The 21,591-nt window shown below is 64.4% G+C and carries 19 protein-coding genes; 14 read left to right on the top strand and 5 right to left on the bottom strand.

Annotated elements, in window-relative coordinates; genetic code table 11:
• Positions 1-70 precede the first annotated feature (70 nt).
• Positions 71-1,183 (bottom strand): AI-2E family transporter, encoded by a 1,113-nt coding sequence (locus tag AC0L21_RS26000; protein ID WP_473264587.1) that lies wholly within the window; start codon positions 1,181-1,183, stop codon positions 71-73.
• A gap of 208 nt (positions 1,184-1,391) precedes the next feature.
• Here AC0L21_RS26000 and AC0L21_RS26005 point away from each other — a divergent pair, with 208 nt between their 5' ends.
• Together AC0L21_RS26005 and AC0L21_RS26010 are read left to right on the top strand one after the other, a co-directional pair.
• Complete coding sequence (locus AC0L21_RS26005; RefSeq protein WP_473264589.1) at positions 1,392-2,195, top strand: L,D-transpeptidase; 804 nt, start codon at positions 1,392-1,394, stop codon at positions 2,193-2,195.
• A 15-nt stretch (positions 2,196-2,210) separates the two neighbouring features.
• Positions 2,211-2,879: a DUF2865 domain-containing protein gene (locus AC0L21_RS26010; protein ID WP_473264590.1), complete on the top strand. Its 669-nt coding sequence runs from the start codon at positions 2,211-2,213 to the stop codon at positions 2,877-2,879.
• 160 nt (positions 2,880-3,039) lie between these two features.
• Here the strand turns inward: AC0L21_RS26010 and AC0L21_RS26015 are convergent, their stop codons facing one another.
• Positions 3,040-5,133 (bottom strand): methyl-accepting chemotaxis protein, encoded by a 2,094-nt coding sequence (locus AC0L21_RS26015; protein ID WP_473264591.1) that lies wholly within the window; start codon positions 5,131-5,133, stop codon positions 3,040-3,042.
• 271 nt (positions 5,134-5,404) lie between these two features.
• Between AC0L21_RS26015 and AC0L21_RS26020 the strand changes: the two genes are divergently transcribed.
• Positions 5,405-5,560 carry a Thivi_2564 family membrane protein gene (locus AC0L21_RS26020; RefSeq protein WP_007599832.1) on the top strand — a complete coding sequence of 52 codons (156 nt, stop codon included), beginning with the start codon at positions 5,405-5,407 and terminating at the stop codon, positions 5,558-5,560.
• Positions 5,561-5,725: 165 nt separating this feature from the next.
• On the opposite strand, the gene AC0L21_RS26025 is transcribed toward AC0L21_RS26020, so the two are convergent.
• The 3 genes from AC0L21_RS26025 to cysD all read right to left on the bottom strand — a co-directional run bounded on the left by AC0L21_RS26025 (position 5,726) and on the right by cysD (position 10,915).
• Positions 5,726-7,891: a malate synthase G gene (locus AC0L21_RS26025; protein WP_473264592.1), complete on the bottom strand. Its 2,166-nt coding sequence runs from the start codon at positions 7,889-7,891 to the stop codon at positions 5,726-5,728.
• A 293-nt stretch (positions 7,892-8,184) separates the two neighbouring features.
• Positions 8,185-10,101, bottom strand: a complete 1,917-nt coding sequence (gene cysC / locus AC0L21_RS26030) for an adenylyl-sulfate kinase (protein WP_473264593.1) — start codon at positions 10,099-10,101, stop codon at positions 8,185-8,187.
• A gap of 19 nt (positions 10,102-10,120) precedes the next feature.
• Complete coding sequence (gene cysD / locus AC0L21_RS26035) at positions 10,121-10,915, bottom strand: sulfate adenylyltransferase subunit CysD (RefSeq protein ID WP_473264614.1); 795 nt, start codon at positions 10,913-10,915, stop codon at positions 10,121-10,123.
• A gap of 245 nt (positions 10,916-11,160) precedes the next feature.
• Between cysD and cysG the strand changes: the two genes are divergently transcribed.
• The 11 genes from cysG (at position 11,161) to AC0L21_RS26090 (ending at position 21,591) form a co-directional block, all read left to right on the top strand.
• A complete protein-coding gene (gene cysG, locus AC0L21_RS26040; protein ID WP_473264594.1) occupies positions 11,161-12,585 on the top strand; it encodes a siroheme synthase CysG in 1,425 nt (474 codons plus the stop codon).
• Complete coding sequence (locus tag AC0L21_RS26045) at positions 12,582-12,899, top strand: DUF2849 domain-containing protein (RefSeq protein ID WP_007605455.1); 318 nt, start codon at positions 12,582-12,584, stop codon at positions 12,897-12,899. Before cysG ends, AC0L21_RS26045 begins: the two co-directional genes overlap by 4 nt.
• 11 nt (positions 12,900-12,910) lie before the next feature.
• The gene (locus tag AC0L21_RS26050; protein ID WP_473264595.1) at positions 12,911-14,566 is read left to right on the top strand and encodes a nitrite/sulfite reductase; all 1,656 of its coding nucleotides are present in this window, start codon (positions 12,911-12,913) and stop codon (positions 14,564-14,566) included.
• On the top strand, positions 14,553-15,068 hold the full coding sequence (locus tag AC0L21_RS26055; protein ID WP_473264596.1) for a DUF934 domain-containing protein: 516 nt from the start codon (positions 14,553-14,555) through the stop codon (positions 15,066-15,068). The genes AC0L21_RS26050 and AC0L21_RS26055 overlap by 14 nt, the downstream gene beginning before the upstream one ends.
• Positions 15,065-15,796, top strand: coding sequence for a phosphoadenylyl-sulfate reductase (locus AC0L21_RS26060; protein ID WP_473264597.1), 732 nt, complete (start codon positions 15,065-15,067; stop codon positions 15,794-15,796). The genes AC0L21_RS26055 and AC0L21_RS26060 overlap by 4 nt, the downstream gene beginning before the upstream one ends.
• A gap of 120 nt (positions 15,797-15,916) precedes the next feature.
• Complete coding sequence (locus AC0L21_RS26065; protein ID WP_473264598.1) at positions 15,917-16,918, top strand: sulfate ABC transporter substrate-binding protein; 1,002 nt, start codon at positions 15,917-15,919, stop codon at positions 16,916-16,918.
• An 87-nt stretch (positions 16,919-17,005) separates the two neighbouring features.
• Complete coding sequence (gene cysT / locus AC0L21_RS26070) at positions 17,006-17,791, top strand: sulfate ABC transporter permease subunit CysT (protein ID WP_473264615.1); 786 nt, start codon at positions 17,006-17,008, stop codon at positions 17,789-17,791.
• A gap of 10 nt (positions 17,792-17,801) precedes the next feature.
• Positions 17,802-18,713, top strand: a complete 912-nt coding sequence (gene cysW / locus AC0L21_RS26075) for a sulfate ABC transporter permease subunit CysW (RefSeq protein ID WP_473264599.1) — start codon at positions 17,802-17,804, stop codon at positions 18,711-18,713.
• Complete coding sequence (locus AC0L21_RS26080) at positions 18,703-19,740, top strand: sulfate/molybdate ABC transporter ATP-binding protein (protein ID WP_473264600.1); 1,038 nt, start codon at positions 18,703-18,705, stop codon at positions 19,738-19,740. Before cysW ends, AC0L21_RS26080 begins: the two co-directional genes overlap by 11 nt.
• Positions 19,741-19,830: 90 nt before the next feature.
• Positions 19,831-20,334: a CAP domain-containing protein gene (locus tag AC0L21_RS26085; protein WP_473264601.1), complete on the top strand. Its 504-nt coding sequence runs from the start codon at positions 19,831-19,833 to the stop codon at positions 20,332-20,334.
• A 78-nt stretch (positions 20,335-20,412) separates the two neighbouring features.
• On the top strand, positions 20,413-21,591 hold the full coding sequence (locus AC0L21_RS26090) for a DUF3734 domain-containing protein (protein ID WP_473264602.1): 1,179 nt from the start codon (positions 20,413-20,415) through the stop codon (positions 21,589-21,591).

Below are 21,591 nucleotides of genomic sequence, written 5' to 3' on the forward strand. Positions count from 1 at the left end.
CCGAGCTGTTGACGGTTGAGACAGCCGGGAAACGTTTCGTCGTCGGGTAAGTTCCGTTCACGGAAACCGCTCAGTCCTGCGGGAGCTGCGGCGAATCCTGCGGCAACAGATGCTCCTTCAGGATCAGGGCGACGATCAGCAGCGGCGACGACAGGAACGCGCCCATCGGGCCCCACAGCCAGGTCCAGAACGCCAGCGCCAGCAGCACCGCCAGCGCATTGAGCGCCAGCCGCCGGCCGATGATGGTGGGCGTAACGAAATGTCCCTCCAGGAAGGTGATGCCGCCAAAGGCGAGCGCCGCCATCAGGCCGCCGCTGACGGTCGGGAAGGTGACCAGTCCCACCACGACCAGAATGGCGAACATGGCGACCGGTCCGATGATCGGAATGAAATTGAGGGTGGCCGCGAGCGCGCCGAGGCCAGCCGGATTGGGCATTCCGGTGAGGGCGCAAACGAGGCCGGCGGCGACGCCGACGCCGACATTGATGAGGGTCACGGTCAAGAGATAGTTGCCGAGATGGACCTCGATCTCGTTGAGGATGCGAAGGGTGCGCAGCCGTGCCTCATGATCGCTGAAGGTCATGATCATTGCCCGTCGCAGGTCTCGCCAGCTGGCGATGAACAGGATCAGGGTGACGAAGAACAGCAGGAATTCGGTAAAGGTCGGTGACAGGAATTCGATCGTCGGCTGCACCCAGTCGAACTTCGGCATCTCGAAGCTTGGCAATCCCTCCGAGCCGCCGAGCATCATCTGCAGCTCTCGCCACAGCGCCAGCGGCCGGTCGAACACGTGGACTTTGTCTTTCAACTGCGCGCCGAGTTCGGGCAGGCGCGAGCTCCATTCCATCGCTGGCGAAGCAATGAGCGCTACGATGAACCCGACTACGGCGGTCACCGCGAACACGATCAGCGCGGCCGCGAGGCTCCGCGGCACTTTCCGTTTCTCCAGGAAGGTCGCTGCCGGCGAGAGCATCGTGCCCGTGACGAACGCCATCACGACCGGCAGGAAGAACGCCTTGCCGACATAGAGCACCGCGACGATGGCGATGAGGAGCAGTCCGGCGAGCGAGAAGGCGACGAGTTCGGTGCGGCGGATCACCGGCGGAAGCTCGCCGTGGCTCTCGGGAAGCGGAGTGCCTTCGCCGTTGCCGGAAGTCATACGTTCACTGGGAAGGACGCGCACAATACCTCTCCGGCACGGAGTCTTCGGTCCGCGCGCCCATGACGAGGGGAGAACGTCCAAGCACCCTCCGGGTTCCATCGCGGCTTCGTGAAGAAATGCTCGCTTGACTGTGACGTCGCTGCTGCATCGCTGCGCGGAACTTGTATCGGCTCGGCCGCGTTGATCGAACAGCGCATCACCCAGATGCGGGCATTCAACGGGGCAGCACATGACAAAGTTCTCTGCAGTCCGACGCCGCTTATCGCCGCGCCGCATCACCGCATTCGCCTTCGCAACCGCTTTGCTGGCAGTGCCGTTCGGCGCCGCAAGCGCACAGACGCTGGGCTACACCTATCCGCAGGATCAGGCCTACCCGCAGGGCCAGGGCTATTCGCAGGGCTATGCGAGCCCAGGCTATGCGAACCAAGGCTACGCAAGCCAAAACGCGCAGGCCGCTGACGAGGATGCCGCGCTACCCGATCGCCTGCGCAAGCAGATTGTCAGTTTCGACCGCAGCGAGCCGGCCGGTACCATCGTCATCGATACCAACAATACTTATCTCTACTACGTACTCGGCCAAGGCCGCGCCATCCGTTATGGCGTCGGCGTCGGGCGCGAAGGTTTCACCTGGTCGGGTGTGCAGAGCGTCAGCCGCAAGGCGGAGTGGCCGGACTGGCATCCGCCGGCCCAGATGATCGCGCGCCAACCCTATCTGCCTCGCTTCGTCGCTGGTGGCCCCGGCAATCCGCTCGGCGCGCGTGCGATGTATCTCGGATCGAGCGAATACCGCATCCATGGCACCAACGATCCCACCACGATCGGCAAGTTCGTTTCGTCCGGCTGCATCCGCATGACCAATGAGGACGTCACCGACCTGTTCAACCGCGTCAACGTCGGTGCCAAGGTCGTTGTGCTGCCGAAGAACGCGCCGCTGATGGCAAAAGGCGGGGATTCCGTGCGCAAGCGTCCGGCTGTGACGGCGCTGCCCTCCGGCCGGCAGGCGCTGAACATTTCGAATTCGGCCGTGAACTAAGTTGAGTGAGGTCACATGAAGAGACGTTCGATCGGCAAACTCGCCGGTGGCGTGGCGGCATTCGTCGCCGTTGCCTCCTTCGGCCTCGCGCTTACGCCATCTGCCCATGCGGAGGACTTTTTCTCGGCCCTGTTCGGCGGCTTCCGCGGGCGGGCGGCGCCCGAGATCCGCATGCCGTTCCAGACCGATGACGCGCCGCGCTACGACACGCCGCGCTATGACACGCCGCGCCAGCGGGCCTCCTATGGCGGCGGCACGGCCTATTGCGTGCGCGGCTGCGACGGACGGTATTTCCCGGCGCAGGGAAACGATTCCGAGAGCAAGGCGCAATCCTGCAAGAGCTTCTGCCCGGCCTCGGAGACCTCCCTGGTCTACGGTGGCAACATCGACGACGCGACGACGGACAAGGGGAAATCCTATTCCGACCTGCCGAACGCGTTCCGCTATCGCAATGAGATTGTCGCAGGCTGCACCTGCAACGGCAAGGATCCGGTCGGGCTCGCTCAGGTCAAGGTCGACGACGATCCCACCTTGCGCAAGGGGGACATCGTTGCGGGCGCCGACGGCTTGGTGGTCGCCAGCCGCAGTGCCAACGACCGCCGCGGCGTCGCGATGAATTTCTCCCCGCTGCCCGATTCGGTGCGCGCAAGATTCCGCCAGGTGCCGGTGGTGGCGAAGGAGTAGCGTCAACGTCGTCCTGGCGGAAGCCAGGACCCATTGCCCCAAATGCCGATCTTGCCCCCACACGGCTGACCACCGGCCTGCCCCTTGCAGAGTGCGGTGGCTATGGGTCCTGGCTTTCGCCAGGACGACACCGAAGCCTGTGTGGCTCTAGATACCCGCCCTATGCCGCGCGGATCTTGCCGAGGAAGTCGCTGACCTCATGGCCGAGCTGGCGGCTTTGGTTCTCCAGCATCTCGGAGGCGTGCTTCACGTTGTCGGCGGCAGCGGCAGCAGCGTCCGCATCGGATTTGACGCCGGTGATGTTGTCCGAGACGTTCTTGGTGCCCTGCGCCGCAAACTGGGTGCTGCGGGTGATTTCTTGCGTGGCCGCTCCCTGCTCCTGCACGGCGGCGGCAATTGCGGTTGCGACCTCGTTCACTTCGCCGATGATGCCGCCGATGGTCTGGATCGCGCTGATGGCGTCGCCCGCGACCTTCTGGATGTCGGCGATCTGCTCGGAGATCTCCTCGGTCGCCTTGGCCGTCTGGCTCGCCAGCGACTTCACCTCGGAGGCGACCACGGCAAAGCCGCGACCGGCTTCGCCGGCGCGGGCCGCCTCGATCGTGGCGTTGAGCGCGAGCAAATTGGTCTGCTGCGCAATGGTGTTGATCAGACCGACGACCTCGCCGATGCGGCCGGCCGATTTCTGAAGTCCCTGCACCGTGCCGTCGGTCTCGCGCGCCTGGGTCACGGCGCGGCTGGCGATGCCTGCGGCATGCGCGGCCTGCTGGCTGATGTCGTTGATCGAGGCGCTGAGCTCTTCCGCGGCGGCGGCGACGCTGTCGACGCTCATAGAGGCGTCATTGGAGGCCTTGCCTGCGACCTGCACGCGGTCGTTGGTCTGCCGCGACACCGCGGAGAGATCGCCCGAGGTCTTGCGCATTTCGCCGGAGGCTTCGCTCAATTCGCCGAGCGTCTTGCGCACCGCGCCCTCGAACTCGCCGACATAGGTCTCGACCGCGCGCTGGCGCGCGGAGGCGCCCGCATTGCGTTCGCGCTCCTGCGCCTCGATCGTGAGCTTCTCGTTGGCCTGCTGCTTGAAGGTCTCCAGCGCGCCGGCAAGCGCGCCGATCTCGTCGTTGCGATCGAGATAGCCGCTGTCGACGGCAAGGTCGCCGCCAGCGACCTTCAGCATGGCGTCCCGAATGGTGTTGAGCGGAGTGATGACGCGGCGGCTGACCAGCATGATCGCGCCGACGGCAAGCCCCACGGCGAGCGCCAGCAGCGTCAGCTGCACGATCAGTGCGCGCTGTGCGGTGCCGCGCTGCTCCTGCGTGTGGATCTTGGCAGCATCGAGCGCACCTTCTGCCACTGCGACCGCACTCGCCATGCGGCCGACCGTGAGCGGGCTCCATTGGTTCGCCGTCATCTCGGGCTTTTCACCCTTGACCAGCGCGTCCGCGAGACGGTCGCGCAAGGCCAGATATTGCGGCTCGAAATAGGAGGTCTTGGCGGAGGCCATCGCGGAGGCGAGCCCCGCCGGCAACTGCATGCCGGACGTCGACAACTCCAGCGCCTTCCACATTGCGCTCGTGCCGCCGACATGCTGGGTATAGGCGTAGCGGCCTTCCGGCGTGACCTTGCCGGCGGCAAGCCCGGTCGAGACGATCAGCGACGCCTCGCCTGCGGTATTGCGGAGCAGCCAGGCATTCTGCTTGATCGACAGGAGCTGGTCGATCGTGGCGTCCAGGTGATTGACCGTGGCTGCCAACGTGTTCGAGAGCTTGTCGAGCGTGTCGAGCAGGCCCTGCGTCGTCTCCATGTATTCCTTGGGCAGGCCGGCGCGGCGCTGGTCCTTCGGCTTGGCCACATCCTCCCAGAACTGCTTCTGCTCTTCGGTCAGCAATTTGAATAGACGCGCGAGCTCCGGCACCAGCGTACCCGATTGCGGAAAGTCCATGGCCGGCAGCAGCTCGATCGCGCGCGCCATGGCAGGCATTTGGGCATCGCGCAGGGCGCGCAGATATTTCTCGATCTCGCCGTCCATCGGCTCGGTCGCGTTCAGGAGGCGGACCGTGGTCGAGCGATCGGTGCGCAGATTGTGCATCGCCTTGAACAGATCGGCGGATGTGACGGCGATCTGCGAGATGCGGTTGGCGGTCTTCAGGCGATCCCAGGACTCGTAGGCGGTGAGCGAGAGTGCGATCACCACGCAGATCGATGTGATCGCGATCACCGCCTTCAGCAGCGCGGATACGGTCAGACGATTCAGCATCGAAGTCCCCAATTCCCATTACAAAGTTCGTGAAGTCGCCCCGGCAACATCGGAAAAAGGGGCACGCAAGACCAGGCAATCGCATGCCGTTTGTGGCTCAGGGCCCAAACGGCGACTGCATCTGAAAGGAAAAGGGTAAAGTTTTAGGCAGGCCGACTGACGGTAGAAGTACGGAATTACTAGAAGTTGCAGAGGGTTGCCTCAATGGAACCGGCACGAGAGTTGTGCGTTAAGAGAGCGTCAGCAACTGCCTAAAAGGGGGGTCCTAGCAATGTTGGTCGGCGTCCTCGTCACCTTTCTCGTCGTCATTCTCGTACTTTACCTCATCAACATGCTGCCGATGGACGGCCGCGCCAAGCAGATCGCGCGGGTGGTCGTCATCATCATCGGCATCGTCTCGCTGCTGAAATATCTGGCAGTATTCTAGCCCGCTTCGTAGCCCGGGTGGAGCGCAGCGCAATCCGGGTCTTGCCCCAAGCGATAGCGGCCCCGGATTACGCTTCGCTCCATCCGGGCTACTGCGCGAACAAAAAAGCCCCGGCGCGAGCCGGGGCTTTCGGTGTTGACTGGCTGGCCTCAGCCGGTCGCCTTTTCAGCCAGCCGCTTTGGCCTCGCGGCGGCGGGCGGTGAGGATGTATTCGGTGTAGCCGTTGGGCTGCTCGCGCCCCTTGAAGATGAGGTCGCTCGCCGCCCTGAAGGCCGTGCCGTCGAAGGCGGGCGCCATCGGCTTGTAGACGGGATCGCCGGCGTTCTGCTTGTCGACCACGACCGCCATGCGCTTGAGCGATTCCATCACCTGCGCCTCGGTGATGACGCCCTGGTGCAGCCAGTTGGCCAAGTGCTGGCTGGAAATGCGCAGGGTGGCACGGTCTTCCATCAGGCCGACGTCGTGGATGTCAGGCACCTTGGAGCAGCCGACGCCCTGGTCGATCCAGCGCACGACATAGCCCAGGATGCCCTGGCAGTTGTTGTCGATCTCCTGCTTGACGTCGTCGGGCGCCCAGTTCGACTTCGACACCGGGATGGTGAGGATGTCCTCGAGCTTTGCGCGCGGGCCGGCCTTGGCGAGCTCTTGCTGGCGCGCGGCGACGTGGACCTGGTGGTAGTGCAGCGCGTGCAGCGTCGCGGCGGTCGGCGAGGGCACCCAGGCGGTGGTGGCACCGGCCTGCGGATGGGCGAGCTTCTGCGCCAGCATGTCCGCCATCTTGTCCGGCGCGGCCCACATGCCCTTGCCGATCTGGGCATGGCCGGGCAGGCCACAGATCAGGCCCATGTCGACATTCCAGTCCTCATAGGCCTTGATCCAGGCCTGCGCCTTCATCTCGTTCTTGCGGATCATCGGACCCGCCTCCATCGAGGTGTGGATCTCGTCGCCGGTGCGGTCGAGGAAGCCGGTGTTGATGAACATGATGCGCTTGGAGGCGCGCTGGATGCAGGCCTTGAGGTTGACGGTGGTGCGCCGCTCCTCGTCCATGATGCCGACCTTGAGCGTGTTCTCGGGCAGCGACAGCATCTTTTCGACGCGATCGAAGATCTCGCAGGTCAGCGACACCTCGTCGGGGCCGTGCATCTTCGGCTTGACGATATAGGCAGATCCGGTGCGGCTGTTCTTGACGTTGGAGTTGCCTTTCAAGTCATGCACGGCAAGAAGTCCGGAGACGGCGGCGTCGAGCAGGCCTTCCGGAATCTCCTCGCCCTTGTCGTCCAGCACCGCGTCGGTGAACATGTGGTGACCGCAATTGCGCATCAGCAGCAGGCTGCGGCCGTGCAATTTCACTTCGCCCTTGCCGTCAGGCGTCTTGTAGCTGCGGTCGGCATTGAGCGAGCGCGTCAGCGTCTTGCCGCCCTTCTCGAAATCGGCCGACAGCGTGCCGTTCATCAGGCCGAGCGTGTTGCGATAGACCAGCACCTTGTCCTCGGCATCGACGGCCGCGACCGAGTCTTCCATGTCGAGAATCGTGGAGACCGCGGACTCCATGACCATGTCCGCGACGCCGGCCGGATCGTCCTTGCCAATCGCGCTGCTGCGGTCGATCTTCACCTCGACATGCAGGCCGTTGTTGGCGAGCAGCACCGCGCTCGGTGCGGCCGCATCGCCCTGGAAGCCTGCGAATTGCGCGGCGTTCTTCAGCGCGGTGGCATTGCCGCTCTTCAGCTTCACCGCGAGCTGGCCCGCGACCACGCTATAGGCGGTGACGTCGGTGTGACTGCCGGTCGCCAGCGGCACCGCGGCATCGAGGAACGCTTTCGCTTTTGCGATGACCTTGTCGCCGCGTGCCTTGTTGTAGCCCTTGCCGCTCTCGGACGGATCGTGCGGGATCGCGTCGGTGCCGTAGAAGGCGTCATAGAGCGAGCCCCAGCGCGCATTCGCCGCGTTCAGCGCATAGCGTGCGTTGGTCAGGGGCACGACGAGCTGAGGGCCGCAGATCGTGCCGATCTCCTCGTCCACATTGGCGGTCTCGACCGTCTGCGTCGCCGGCTCCGGGACCAGATAGCCGATCTCCTTCAGGAAGGCGGTATAGGCGTTGAGGTCGAACGCCTTGCCCTTGTTGGCGCGGTGCCAGTCGTCGATCTTGGCCTGCAGCGTGTCGCGCTCCGCCAGCAGCGCGCGGTTCTTCGGGCCCAGCTCCTTGATGATGGCGGCGAGCCCGGCCCAGAACGCATCCGGCGCGATTCCCGTCTTCGGGGCCGCTTCCTTGGCGATGAAATCGAACAGGACGGGAGCGATCTTCAATCCGTGGGCGTCGACGCGTTTCATGATGGGCTTTCTCGTTGGAAATGGCTGTTTTTGGCTGCTTTTGATCCGACAGCAGCAAAATGCGCTCCAAGGAGCGGCTTTCAGGGCCCTATTAGCCCCAAAATCGGGGCCGTGAGAAGGCCCCCAAAAGTTGTCAAAATGTCAAGGCGGGGTGGGCGGCCGACGCACGGTGTCATTCCCCGCGAAGGCGGGGAATCCAGTACGCCGCGGCCTCTCGGCTGAATCACTGCTCTCGGTGGAATACTGGGTCGCCCGGTCAAGCCGGGCGACGACAGCGGGGCAGCAGCCCGGCTTCAAATATTCGCGGCGAGGTCCACGAGTTCGTCGAACAGCACGCCGGTCGTCTTGAGCATCTGTTCGATCTCGTCCGCCGCCTCGGCGACCGTCCGCGTCGAGGTATCGATCACGAGCTCAGCGGCTTGCGGCGTCTCGTAGTCGTTGAGAATGCCGGTGAACGACGCGAGCGTGCCGGCGCGGGCCTTCTTGTAGTGGCCCTTGGGGTCGCGCTCCTCGCAGATTCCCGCCGGCGTCGCGACGTGGATCTCGCGGAACGAAGTGTCGGCGATGCGGCGCGCGGTGGCGCGGTCCTCGCGGGCGGGCGAGACGGCGGCGACAATCGCGATGTGGCCGTTGCGGGCGAGATGCGTCGCGACTTCGGCGAGACGCCGGATGTTCTCGCTGCGATCAGCGGCCGAGAAGCCGAGATCGCTGTTGAGCCCGGCACGCAGCGTGTCGCCGTCGAGCAGGATCGGCGAGCCGCCATTGCTGAACAGCCGCCGCTCCAACGCTTTTGCGAGCGTCGACTTGCCGGAGGCGGGGAGGCCGGTGAGCCAGATCACGGCGCCGTTGTGACGATAGCGCGCGGAGCGTTCGTCGGGCCGCAGCGCCGATTCCACCGGCACGATGTCGACGGGCAGGGCGCGCTGGCCGGCATCGACCGACAGCACCAGACCGCCGCCGGCGATGCGCCCGGACACCTCGATCACGAGACGGCCGGTGCGCGGATTTTCCGTGTAGGGGTCGGTGGCAATCGGATTCGAAAGGGAAATGTCGATCTCGCCGACATGGTTGCGCCCGATCGCCTTGTTCTCGACGCTCGACAGCTCGCCGGGATCGACCGCCTTCTCGATTGCGACGACGGTGGCGCGGCTTTCCTTCGGTCCGCAGCGAACCAGGAGCTGGTCGCCCTTGGCCAGCGGCTTGTCGTGCAGCCAGAATATCCGCGCGCGCAGCCGTCGCGTCTCGCGCGGCGCGCTGCTGGTATGCGCGATGATATCGCCACGTTCGAGGAACAGCTCGCGGTCGAGCGTGATGCCGACCGAGCGGCCCGCACCCTGTCGGCCCGCGACCGGCGTCACCGGCCAGCTCTCGACCGTCTTGATCCTGGCGATCTTGCCGGCGGGCATGATCACGATTTCGTCGCCGGCAACCAGGCTGCCGGATTCGATCCGGCCCGCGACGATGCGGCGGTCGTCGAACTTGTAGATCGCCTGCACCGGCAGGCGCAGCGCCAAGGCTTCCAGCGGCCGCGCCGGCTCGAGCCTGTCGAGCGCTTCGACCACGGTGGGACCCTTGTACCAGCCAATGCGGTCGGTGCGCTCGGCGACGCCGTCACCGTCGCGGGCGGAAATCGGGATCACGGCCGTGGGCTTCACGCCAAGGCTCTGCAGATGCGCCGAGATCTCGTCGCTGATCGCCTTGAAGCGCTCGGCGGCGAAGTCGACGCGGTCCATCTTGTTGACGACGATCGCGACCTGCTTCACGCCGAGCAGATGCAGGAGATAGCCGTGCCGCCTCGTCTGGTCGCGCACGCCTTCAAGCGCGTCGATGATCAGCACCGCGCCGTCGGCCTGCGAGGCGCCGGTGATCATGTTGCGCAGGAATTCCGCGTGGCCGGGTGCGTCGATCAGCACGATGTCGCGCGAATTGGTGCGGAAGCGGATCTGCGTGGTGTCGATGGTGATGCCCTGGTCGCGCTCGGTCTGGAGTGCGTCGAGCAGGAACGACCATTCGAACGGCATACCGCGCCGCGCGCTGACGGCCTTGAGCATGTCGAGCTTGCCGTCGGGCAGGCTGCCGGTCTCGTGCAGCAGGCGGCCGACCAGCGTCGACTTGCCATGGTCGACATGGCCGACGATGACGATGCGGACCTGCGGACGCGTGGTGCCGTTCGGTGTGGCGGGCGATGCGGGGGTGACGATCATGTTCATACGACGCTCGCGTCCTTGATCAGAGATAGCCGGCGACGCGCAGGCGCTCGAAAGCGTCCTCGGTCTCGTGGTCGAGCGCGCGGCCGGAACGTTCCGGCACCTTGGTCTGCTCGAGCTCGATCAGGATCTCGTCGATAGTCGACGCGTTTGAGGCGACCGGGTTGGTGATGTCCTGATCACCCAGCGAGCGATAGCGCTTGCCGTTTTGCGACAGATACAGCGGGATGATCGGGATGTTCTCGCGCTTGGTGTAGGCCCAGATATCTGACTCGGTCCAATGCAGGATCGGATGAATGCGCAAATGCGCGCCTTGCGGCGGCGAGGCGTTGAAGTGATCCCAGAATTCCGGCGGCTGGTCACGCACGTCCCAATTGCCTTCGAGCCCACGCGGCGAGAACACGCGCTCCTTGGCGCGCGTCGCCTCCTCGTCGCGGCGAATGCCGGCGATCAGACCGTCGAAACCGTATTTGGCGAGTGCCATCTTGAGGCCCTCGGTCTTGCGCGCGGCGGAACGGGCGGCGGGCGGCAGCGTTGGGTCGACGGCATCAATCGGCGGGCAGGGCTCGACGCGCAGATCGAGATCCCATTCCTTGCCGTAGTGATCGCGGAAGCGATACATCTCCGGAAATTTCTTGCCGGTGTCGACATGGAGGGCCGGGAACGGCAGGCGGCCGTAGAACGCCTTGCGCGCCAGCCAGATCATGACGTTGGAGTCCTTGCCGAGCGACCACAGCAGGGCGATCTTCTTGAGGCGGCCGAAGGCTTCGCGGAAGATGTAGATGCTCTGGGCCTCGAGCTGGTCGAGATGGTCCATGCTCGGGGCAAGGTCAGCAGAAAATTCTTGCGTGTGCGCGCGCTCGGCCGCGGCCGGGCTGCTCAGCCCGCCAGCAGGGGAATTGTCCTTGAGAAGATGCATCTCTGCCACTTTGCGTTTGGAGGCGAAAATTCTATAGTTGCGGTGCAAGAGAGAAGAAAAAATTTTCTCTTTGCGCGCTCGAAACGACACATATATAGAAAATAATTCCAGTCAACCCCGGATGTGGGGGAAGCGAGTATCGTATGCGGTTCTTGCCCGTGTTCCTCGATCTCAAGGCCGGTCCGGTGGTCCTCATCGGCGCGGGTGAGCTTTTGCGCGCCAAGCTGCGCGTGCTCACTGCGGCCGGTGCGCGCATTCGCGTGCATGCGATCGACGGCAATCAGGACCTGGGTCTGAGCTCCGAGGACGCCGCGCGTATCGACATTGCGGCGGCCGATCCGCTGACCGCCGATCTCTCGGGAATCATCGCGGTCGTTTGCGCCGGCGCAGGCGATGTCGGCGTGGCGATGTCGGTCCGCGCCAAGGCGCTCGGCCTGCCCGTCAATGTCATGGACGATCTCGAGCATTCGAGCTTCATCTTCCCGGCGATCGTCGATCGCGGCGATGTCGTGGTCGCTATCGGCACTGGCGGCACGTCGCCGGTGGTGGCGCGGCGCGTGCGCGAGAAGATCGAGGCGCTGCTGCCGGCGCGCATCGGCGAACTCGCCGAGTTCATCGGCGGCTTCCGTAAATCCATCAACGAACGTATTGCCGAGTTTCCGCTGCGCCGCCGGTTCTGGGAGCGCGTCATCGACGGCCCGATCGGCGCCGCCGTTCTGGCCGGCCGCAAAGGCGAGGCGGACGCGGCGCTCAAGGCGATTTCCGATCCATCCGCGTTCGCACGGGCCGACAAGCCGGAAGGCTCGGTCGCGCTGGTCGGCGCCGGTCCGGGGGATCCGGATTTGCTCACCATCAAGGCGCTGCGCGCGCTCCAGGATGCCGACATCGTCTTCCATGACGAGCTGGTCTCGCCTGAAATTCTCGACCGCATCCGCCGTGACACCACGCGCGTGCCGGTCGGCCGCCGCGTCGGCAAGCCCGGCATCGGGCAGGACGCCATCAACAAGCGCATGATCGAGGCCGCCCAATCCGGCCAGCGTGTGGTGCGGCTGAAGGGCGGCGATCCGTTCGTGTTCGGCCGCGGCGGCGAAGAAGTCGAAGCGTTGCGTGCCGCCGGCGTTGCCTATTCGATCATTCCCGGCATCACCGCAGGGCTCGGCGGTGCCGCCGATTTCGAGGTGCCGCTCACCTATCGGAACGAAGCGACCCGCATCACCTTCCTCACCGCGCACAAGGCGCGCGACGCGGAAGTCGTGGACTGGTCGACACTGACCGACGCCAGGATGACCGTCGTGGTCTACATGGGCATGACGGCTGCGCCGGCGATACGGGCCGGCCTCTTGGCCGCCGGTCGTTCGCCGGAGACGCCGGTCGGCGTGTTCGCCCGCGTCACGCGGCCCGATGCGCAAGGCGCGATCGGCACGCTGCGCGACCTGCCTGAGCTGGTCCGCCGGACCAACGGCGGTCCCGCCATTCTCATCATCGGCGATGTGGTCCGGCATGCCGGTTCGCTTCGTCGCCAAACCCCAAAACAAATCATCTCTGACCTATTGGATGCAGCCGAATGACCTCCCCGCTTGAACAGAAGAAGATCAAGATCGCCGGCCCCTCGGTCGTGACCGCCAACCGCACCTGGGACGGCATCGTGGTTTACCGCACCGCCGCCAAGAGCTGGTCCGCGGACTTGTCGGAAGCCGCGATCGTGCGCAACTCCGACGAGGCGAAAGCGTTGCTTGCGGAGTCCGTGGCCGATGACGTCGGCGCAATCGGTCCCTATATCGCGCCGGTGCAGGTCGGCGCGGACGGCAAGATCGAGCCCGGCAATCTGCGCGAACAGATCCGCCGCACCGGCGTGACCATCGGACAGCCGGTCCAGGTTTAAGGCATTCTCTCATGTACGCTTACGACGAAATCGACCGTACGCTCGTCAACGAGCGCGTCTCGGAATTCCGCGACCAGGTGAAGCGCCGCCTGTCCGGCGAGCTCACCGAGGACGAGTTCAAGATCCTGCGGCTGCAGAACGGCGTCTATCTGCAACTGCACGCTTACATGTTCCGGGTCGCGATCCCCTACGGGACGCTGGCGTCCAACCAGTTGCGGGCGCTCGCCCACGTCGCGCGCAAATACGACCGCGGCTACGGCCATTTCACGACGCGGCAGAACATCCAGTTCAACTGGATCAAGCTCGCCGAATTGCCGGATGCGCTGGCCGATCTCGCCGAGGTCGGCATCCATGCGATGCAGACCTCCGGCAACAACATGCGCAACGTCACATCGGACCAGTGGGCAGGCGTCGCGCCCGGCGAGATCGAGGATCCCCGCATCTGGTCGGAGCTGATCCGCCAGCACACCACGCTGCACCCGGAATTCTCGTTCCTGCCGCGCAAGTTCAAGATCGCGATCACCGCGTCGGACCATGATCGCGCCGCGATCAAGATCCACGATATCGGCCTGCGCCTGATCAAGAACGAGAAGGGAGAGACGGGCTTCGAGGTGCTGGTCGGCGGCGGACTCGGCCGCACGCCCTTCATCGGCAAGACCATCAAGCATTTCGTGCACGGCCGCGACATCCTCAGCTATATCGAGGCAATTCTGCGGGTGTACAATCAGTACGGCCGCCGCGACAACATCTACAAGGCGCGCATCAAGATCCTCGTGCACGAGCTCGGCATCGAGAAGTTCTCGCGCGAGGTCGAGGAGGAGTGGCAGCACATCCGCAACTCCTCGCTCCAGATCGACGACGAAGTGGTCGAGGACATCCGCTCGCGCTTCACTTATCCCGCCTACGAGAAGCTGCCGCACATGCCGGACGAGCTGCGCCAGGCCGCGGCCGATCCGGATTTCGAGGCATGGCGCAAGAACTCGGTCGCTCCGCACAAGGTCCAGGGCTATTCCATCGTCACGATCTCGCTGAAGCCGATCGGCGCGCCTCCGGGCGATGCCACCGCCGACCAGATGGATGCGGTCGCCGATCTCGCCGACAGATATTCGTTCGGTGAGATCCGCGTCGGCCACGAGCAGAACCTTGCTTTGCCGCATGTCGCCAAGCGCGACCTGGCGGCGCTGTGGAAGGCGCTCGACAAGCTTGGCCTCGCGACCCCGAACGTCAATCTGATCACCGACATCATCGCCTGCCCGGGTCTCGACTATTGCTCGCTGGCCAATGCGCGCTCGATCCCGATCGCGCAGGAATTGACGCGGCGCTTCGCCAATCACGAACTGGCCAATCTGATCGGCCGTCTCCACATCAACATCTCCGGCTGCATCAACGCCTGCGGCCATCACCATGTCGGCCATATCGGCATTCTCGGCGTTGAGAAGAACGGCGAGGAAGTCTACCAGATCACCATCGGGGGACGCGCCGACGAGAGTGCCGCGCTCGGCAATCTGATCGGCCCCGGCGTCAAGTTCGACGAGGTCGCCGATGTCGTAGAGGATATCGTGGAAGCTTATCTGGCGCTGCGCGAGCGGCCCGAAGAGCTGTTCATGGACACCGTGAAGCGCCTCGGCGTCGAACCCTTCAAGGAGCGCGTTTATGCCACTCGTTAACGGCGGAAAGATCGCCGACGACAGCTTCGTCAAGCTCGCCGTCGACACGCCGCTGCCCGAGGGCGGCGACATCCTGGTGCCGGCGGAGCGCTTCGTCGGCGACGCGGATGCGTTGCTCAAGAGGACCGGCAAAATCGGTGTGATCTGGCCGAACAATCGCGACATCGCCGAGCTGGTGCCCTATCTCGGCAAGATCGCCGTCGTCGCGCTGGTGTTCCCGACCTTCCGCGACGGACGCGCCTACAGCCAGGCGCGGCTGCTGCGCGAGCGTTACAATTATCGCGGCGAATTGCGTGCGACGGGCCAGATCCTGCGGGACCAGTTCGTGTTCATGCTGCGTGCGGGCTTCGATTCTTTCGACGTCAGGAAGCAGGCCGACGCGGAAGCCTTCATGCAGACCGCGAAGCGCTACTCGGTCTTTTACCAGCCCACCGGTGACGGCCGCATCACGGCGCTGCACCGGCGCATGCAACTGCGTCATTCCGAGGGGGTCGGCACGTGAACGCAGTCGCGTCTCCAGTTTCGTCAATCTCCGCCTCTGCGCTGCCTTTGGCGGAGGAGCTCGATCGCGCCTTGCGCGATGCCTCGCCCGCCGAAATCATCGCCGCTGCGCTGAAGACGGTCGGGCGCGACAAGCTTGCGCTGGTGTCGTCCTTCGGGACGGAATCGGCGACGCTGCTGAAGGTCATGGCCGACGTCGATCCGGCGATCCCCGTGATCTTCCTCGACACCGGCTGGCTGTTCGAGGAGACGCTGGCCTATCGCGACACGCTGATCGCGACGCTGGGCCTGAAGGACGTCCGCTCGGTCAAACCTGCCGAGGAGACGCTGTCGCGCGAAGATCCCGATCGCGACCTCTGGTTCTCCGATCCCGACGCCTGCTGCCGTATTCGCAAGGTCGAGCCGCTGGCGCGGGCGCTGACACCGTTCGATGCATGGCTCAACGGTCGCAAGCGCTTCCAGGGCAACTCGCGCGCCGACATCCCGGTGGTCGAGGACGATGGTGCGCGGTTGAAGTTCAATCCCTTTGCCAATGTTTCGCGCGAGGAACTCGAAGCGATTTTCGTCCGCGCCAAATTGCCGCGTCATCCGCTGGTTGCGTCCGGTTTCCTGTCGGTTGGGTGTATGCCTTGCACGAGCAGAACGACTGAGGGCGAGGATGAGCGTGCCGGTCGCTGGCGCGGTCGGGCCAAGACGGAATGCGGCATCCACACGATGAAGACTTCGTAGCAAAGTTACGCTGCCCGGCTACGAACAAGAAAATCCGGTTCCGTTGACTTAAGCGCGTTTCGCCCCGAGTTATGCCTGCCATCGATGACGCCGACGTCATTGATGTGAATGGAGATGGACATGATGCGCCGTATCGTTCCGCTCGCGGCAGGACTGCTCGTGACAGGCTTGTTGGCAAGCTCGGCTCTCGCCGCTGACATCAATCTGCTGAACGTATCGTACGATCCGACGCGTGAGCTCTATGTCGAGTTCAACAAGGCGTTCGCGAGTGCCTATCAGAAGGAAACCGGCAAGAGCGTCGAGATCAAGCAGTCGCATGGCGGCAGCGGTTCGCAGGCGCGCGCCGTGATCGACGGATTGCAGGCCGACGTGGTGACGCTTGCGCTCGCCTACGACATCGACGCCATCGCAGGCAAAGGCCTCACGACGGCTGACTGGCAGAAGCGGTTGCCGCAAAATTCCTCGCCCTATACCTCGACCATCGTGTTCCTGGTCCGCAAGGGCAATCCCAAGGGCATCAAGGACTGGGACGATCTGCTCAAGCCGGGCGTCGCCGTGATCACGCCGAACCCGAAGACATCAGGCGGCGCGCGCTGGAATTATCTGGCGGCCTGGGGCTTTGCGCAGAAGAAATACGGCTCGGCGGACAAAGCCAAGGATTTCATCGGAAAGCTCTATCAGCAGGTGCCGGTGCTCGACACCGGGGCGCGCGGCGCGACCGTGACCTTCGTCGAGCGCGGCGTTGGCGACGTGTTGCTCGCCTGGGAGAACGAGGCGTACCTCGCGCTGAAGGAATTCGGTCCGGAGAAATTCGAGATCGTGGCGCCGCCGCTCTCGATCCTGGCGGAACCGCCGGTCACGATCGTCGACAAGGTTGCCGATAAAAAAGGCACCCGTAGCGTCGCCGACGCCTACCTGCAATATTGGTATACCAAGGAAGGTCAGGAAATCGCGGCGCGTAATTTCTATCGTCCGCGCGATCCCGAGATCGCCAAAAAACACGAAAACTCCTTCGCAAAGGTCGAGCTGTTCACGATCGACGAACTTTTCGGCGGCTGGACCAAGGCGCAGAGGGAACATTTTGCCGACGGCGGCGTCTTCGATCAGATCTACAAGAACTGATCGGGCGCTGTCGGCGGGGCTTAAACAGGGGGCCTGGTGAGCGCAATCGCAGCACGACGCCGGACATTGCCGGGCTTCGGTCTCACGATGGGGCTGACGCTGTCATGGCTGTCGATCATCATCCTGCTTCCGCTCGCCGGCCTGTTCGTGAAATCGCTCGAGCTGAGCCCGGAGCAGTTCTGGAACATCCTCTCCAGCCGCCGCACCCTGAATGCCTTGCGCGTGTCCTTTGGACTCGCCTTCGCGGCCGCCTGCGTCAATCTTGTGATGGGCAGCATCATCGTCTGGGCGCTGGTGCGCTACCGCTTCCCGGGAAGGCGGCTGTTCGATGCCATCGTCGACGTGCCCTTTGCGCTGCCGACCGCGGTCGCCGGCGTCGCGCTGACTGCGTTGTTCGCCGAAAAGGGCTGGCTCGGCGCGCCACTTGCGGCGGCCGGCATCAAGGTGGCGTTCACGCCCGTCGGCATCTTCGTCGCCATGATCTTCATCGGCATCCCCTTCGTGGTGCGCACCGTGCAGCCGGTGCTCCAGGATCTCGATCCCGAGATCGAGGAGGCCGCGGGCAGCCTCGGCGCGAGCCGCTGGCAGACCATCATTCGCGTGATCCTGCCCTCGCTCGGGCCGGCGCTGCTCACGGGGCTGGCGCTCGCCTTCGCGCGCGCGGTCGGCGAATACGGTTCGGTGATCTTCATCGCCGGCAATCTGCCGAACGTCTCCGAGATCGCGCCGCTGCTGATCGTGATCCGGCTGTCCGAATTCCGCTATGCCGATGCGACCGCCATCGCGGTGGTCATGCTGGTCGTCTCCTTCGTCATTATCTTCGCCGTCAATCGGCTCCAGCGCTGGGCGCAGAGCCGGATTCCGGTGCGGTGAGGACGGGACCATGACGATGCAGATCGCAGATTCCGTCCCACTCTCGGCCCCCGACGCCAAGGCACGCGCGCATGCGGCGGCCGCGCGGAACAACCTGCGCACCGAACCGCGCGCGGTCCGCATCGTCATCATCGCGCTGGCGATGACCTTTCTCTCAGTCTTCGTCGTGCTGCCACTGGTCGTGGTGTTCGCGCAGGCGTTCTCGAAGGGAATATTCGCTTATTTCGCCGCGCTGGCCGATCCGGAGGCGCTGTCCGCGATCAAGTTGACGCTGTTGGTGGCGGCAATTTCCGTCGGCCTCAATCTCGTCTTCGGCCTGGTCGCGGCCTGGGCGATTGCAAAGTTCGAATTCTCGGGCAAGACCTTCCTGATCACGCTGATCGATTTGCCGTTCTCGGTCAGCCCCGTCATCTCGGGCCTCGTCTTCGTGCTGCTGTTCGGCGCACAGGGCTATTTCGGCGGCTGGCTGCGCGATCATGACATCCAGATCCTGTTCGCGGTGCCCGGCATCGCGCTTGCGACCACCTTCGTGACCTTCCCCTTCGTGGCGCGTGCGTTGATCCCGCTGATGCAGGAGCAGGGCACGCAGGAGGAGGAGGCCGCAATCTCGCTCGGCGCCTCGGGCCTGCAGACCTTCTTCCGCGTCACGCTGCCCAACATCAAATGGGGCGTGCTCTACGGCGTCCTGCTCTGCAACGCGCGGGCGATGGGCGAGTTCGGCGCGGTCTCCGTCGTCTCCGGCCATATTCGCGGCGAGACCAACACGATGCCGCTGCTGGTCGAGATTCTCTACAACGAATACCAGTTCGTCGCGGCGTTCGCGATCGCCTCGCTGCTGGCGATGCTGGCGCTGATCACGCTGATCGCCAAGACCGTTCTGGAAAATCATCTCGACGAAGGACACGACGCAAGTGAGCATTGAAGTCAGGAATCTCGTCAAGAAGTTCGGCAGCTTCGCAGCCCTCGACGGCGTCGACCTCAAGGTCAATGACGGCGAGCTGCTGGCGCTGCTCGGTCCATCTGGCTCGGGTAAAACAACGCTGCTGCGGATCATCGCCGGTCTCGACTGGCCGGATTCCGGTGAGGTGTCTTTCAACGGCGAGGACGCGCTGGCGCAGGGCGCGCGCGAGCGGCACGTCGGATTCGTATTCCAGCACTACGCGCTGTTCCGCCACATGACGGTGTTCGAGAACGTCGCCTTCGGGCTGCGCGTGCAGCCGCGCGCGATCCGCAAGGACGAAGCGACCATCCGTGCGCGGGTCAAGGAGCTGCTCGATCTCGTGCAGCTCGACTGGCTCGCCGACCGTTATCCGAGCCAGCTCTCCGGCGGTCAGCGCCAGCGTATCGCGCTGGCGCGCGCGCTCGCGATCGAGCCGCGCATCCTGCTGCTCGACGAGCCCTTCGGCGCGCTCGATGCCAAGGTGCGCAAGGAGCTGCGCAAATGGCTGCGCTCGCTGCACCACGAGATCAACGTCACCTCGATCTTCGTCACCCATGACCAGGAGGAGGCGCTCGAAGTCGCCAACCGCGTGGTGGTGATGGACAAGGGCAGGATCGAGCAGATCGGCTCGCCCGACGACGTCTATGAGAGCCCGGCGACCGCCTTCGTGCACAGCTTCATCGGCGAATCCATCGAGCTTCCGGTCCTGATCGCGGACGGTCTCATCACGCTCGGCGACCGGCCGCTGCGGCTCGCGGCAGATGGCCTTGCGCCTGGCGCGTCAAGACTGTTCGTGCGGCGACACGACATGCTGGTTGGCCCATCCGGCAGCGGTGCCTTCGAGGGCGCCGTGCAGCATGTCCGGAATTTCGGCCCCGTGCAGCGGGCCGAGGTGGCCCTATCAGGCGGAAGGACCATCGAGATCGACGCTCCCCGCGACAGGGAACTGCGCGCCGGCGATGCGATCGGCCTGGAGCCCCGCCGCTACCGGATCTTTGCGGGCACCTGAGCTGGCTAAACGGGTCAATTTTTCCTCAATATTCACCTTTCAGCCACGGTTGGTATGCAACAACGGCGCCTGATTTGGGGGCTCCTGTTCATGCGCGCCGCGGCCGCGATATCAATCCTTTTGCTGCTCGCCGGCTGCGCCGGCAACGAGGCACCGGTCCAGCAGCCTTCGATGTATGCCGATATGTCCGTTCCGGGCTCCAAACTCGATGCGCAGGCGGCAGCGATCATGATCTCGCAATACCGCCAGAACAACGGGCTCGGCACCGTGGTGATCGATCCTGCCCTGATGAGTCTCGCCGAATCCCAGTCCCAGGCCATGGCTGCGGCCAACAAGATGGATCATGACGTCCGCGCGCCGCTGGCCAAGCGCCTCAGCGCCGGCGGCTATCCGGCGACCGTTGCGGTCGAGAACGTCTCGGCCGGCTATCATACGCTGGCGGAAGCGTTTTCCGGCTGGCGCGACTCGCCCCCACACCGCGCCAACATGCTCAAGAGCGGTGTCACAAAATTGGGCATCGCGGCGGGCTATGCTCCCGGCACCAAATACAAGGTGTTCTGGACCATGATCCTGGCCTCGACGGACGCCCGATAAGCCAGACTTGATCCCGGGATGCATTGACGCCGCGGCAGACTGTCGCCACGGTCGCTCGCCATCTGCTATTGTTCCCGCATGTCCGATCATCATAGCCCAGAAGTCGCAACTATCCCGGCAAACGCGCAACGTGTCCTGGTCCTCCAGGGCGGCGGCGCGCTCGGCTCCTATCAGGCCGGCGCCTATCAGTCGCTCTGCCACGCCGGCTTCGAGCCGGACTGGGTCGCCGGCATCTCGATCGGCGCGGTCAACGCCGCGATTGTCGCCGGCAACGAAGGGCAGACGCGCGTCAAGCGGCTCAAGGAATTCTGGGAAATGGTCTCCGCGCCGGTGCCGTGGAAGCCGATCGGCAAGAGCGATCACAGCCGAGAGCTGTTCAACTCGACCAGCGCCGCATTGATCGCGACCTTCGGCGTGCCCGGCTTCTTCGTCCCGCGCATGCCGCCCGCGCCGATGTGGCCGCCGGGCCATCCCGAGGCGGAAAGCTATTACGACACGGCACCGCTGAAGAAGACGCTGGAGCGTCTGGTGGATTTCGACCGCATCAACGATCTGAAGACGCGGCTCTCGGTCGGTGCGGTCGGCGTCACCTCCGGCAATTTCAAATATTTCGACAATTTCGAGTTCAGGAAGCTCGGCAAGAAAATCGGCCCCGAGCACATCATGGCCTCCGGCGCGCTGCCGCCCGGCTTTCCGTCCGTCGTGATCGACGGCGAGCATTATTGGGACGGCGGTATCGCCTCCAACACGCCGCTCGACTACGTGCTCGATGCCGAGGTCGATCGCGATCTCCTGATCTTCCAGGTCGACCTGTTCAGCGCCCGCGGCGACCTGCCGACCTCGCTGCTCGAAGCCAACGAGCGCGAGAAGGATATCCGCTTCTCCAGCCGCACGCGGATGAACACGGACAAGAACAAGCAGGTGCACAACGCCCGCAGGGCCGTGCGCGACCTGATTTCCAAATTGCCCGATTATCTCAAGAACGACCCTTCCGTGGAATTCCTTGCCAAGGTATCGCGCGAAAGCACCGTTACTGTCGTGCACCTGATCTATCGCAGCAAGAATTACGAATCCTCGTCCAAGGATTACGATTTTTCGCATGTCGCCATGGTCGAGCATTGGGAAGCCGGCGTGCGTGATGTGCATCTGTCGATGCGCCACAAGGATTGGCTCGAGCGGCCGCAATCGGGCGAGACCATGGTGACCTACGATCTCACGGGGGACGTCACTGCGCCCCCGCCAAAAAGGAGCGAGTAA

Source organism: Bradyrhizobium sp. WSM4873 (genome assembly GCF_055811355.1).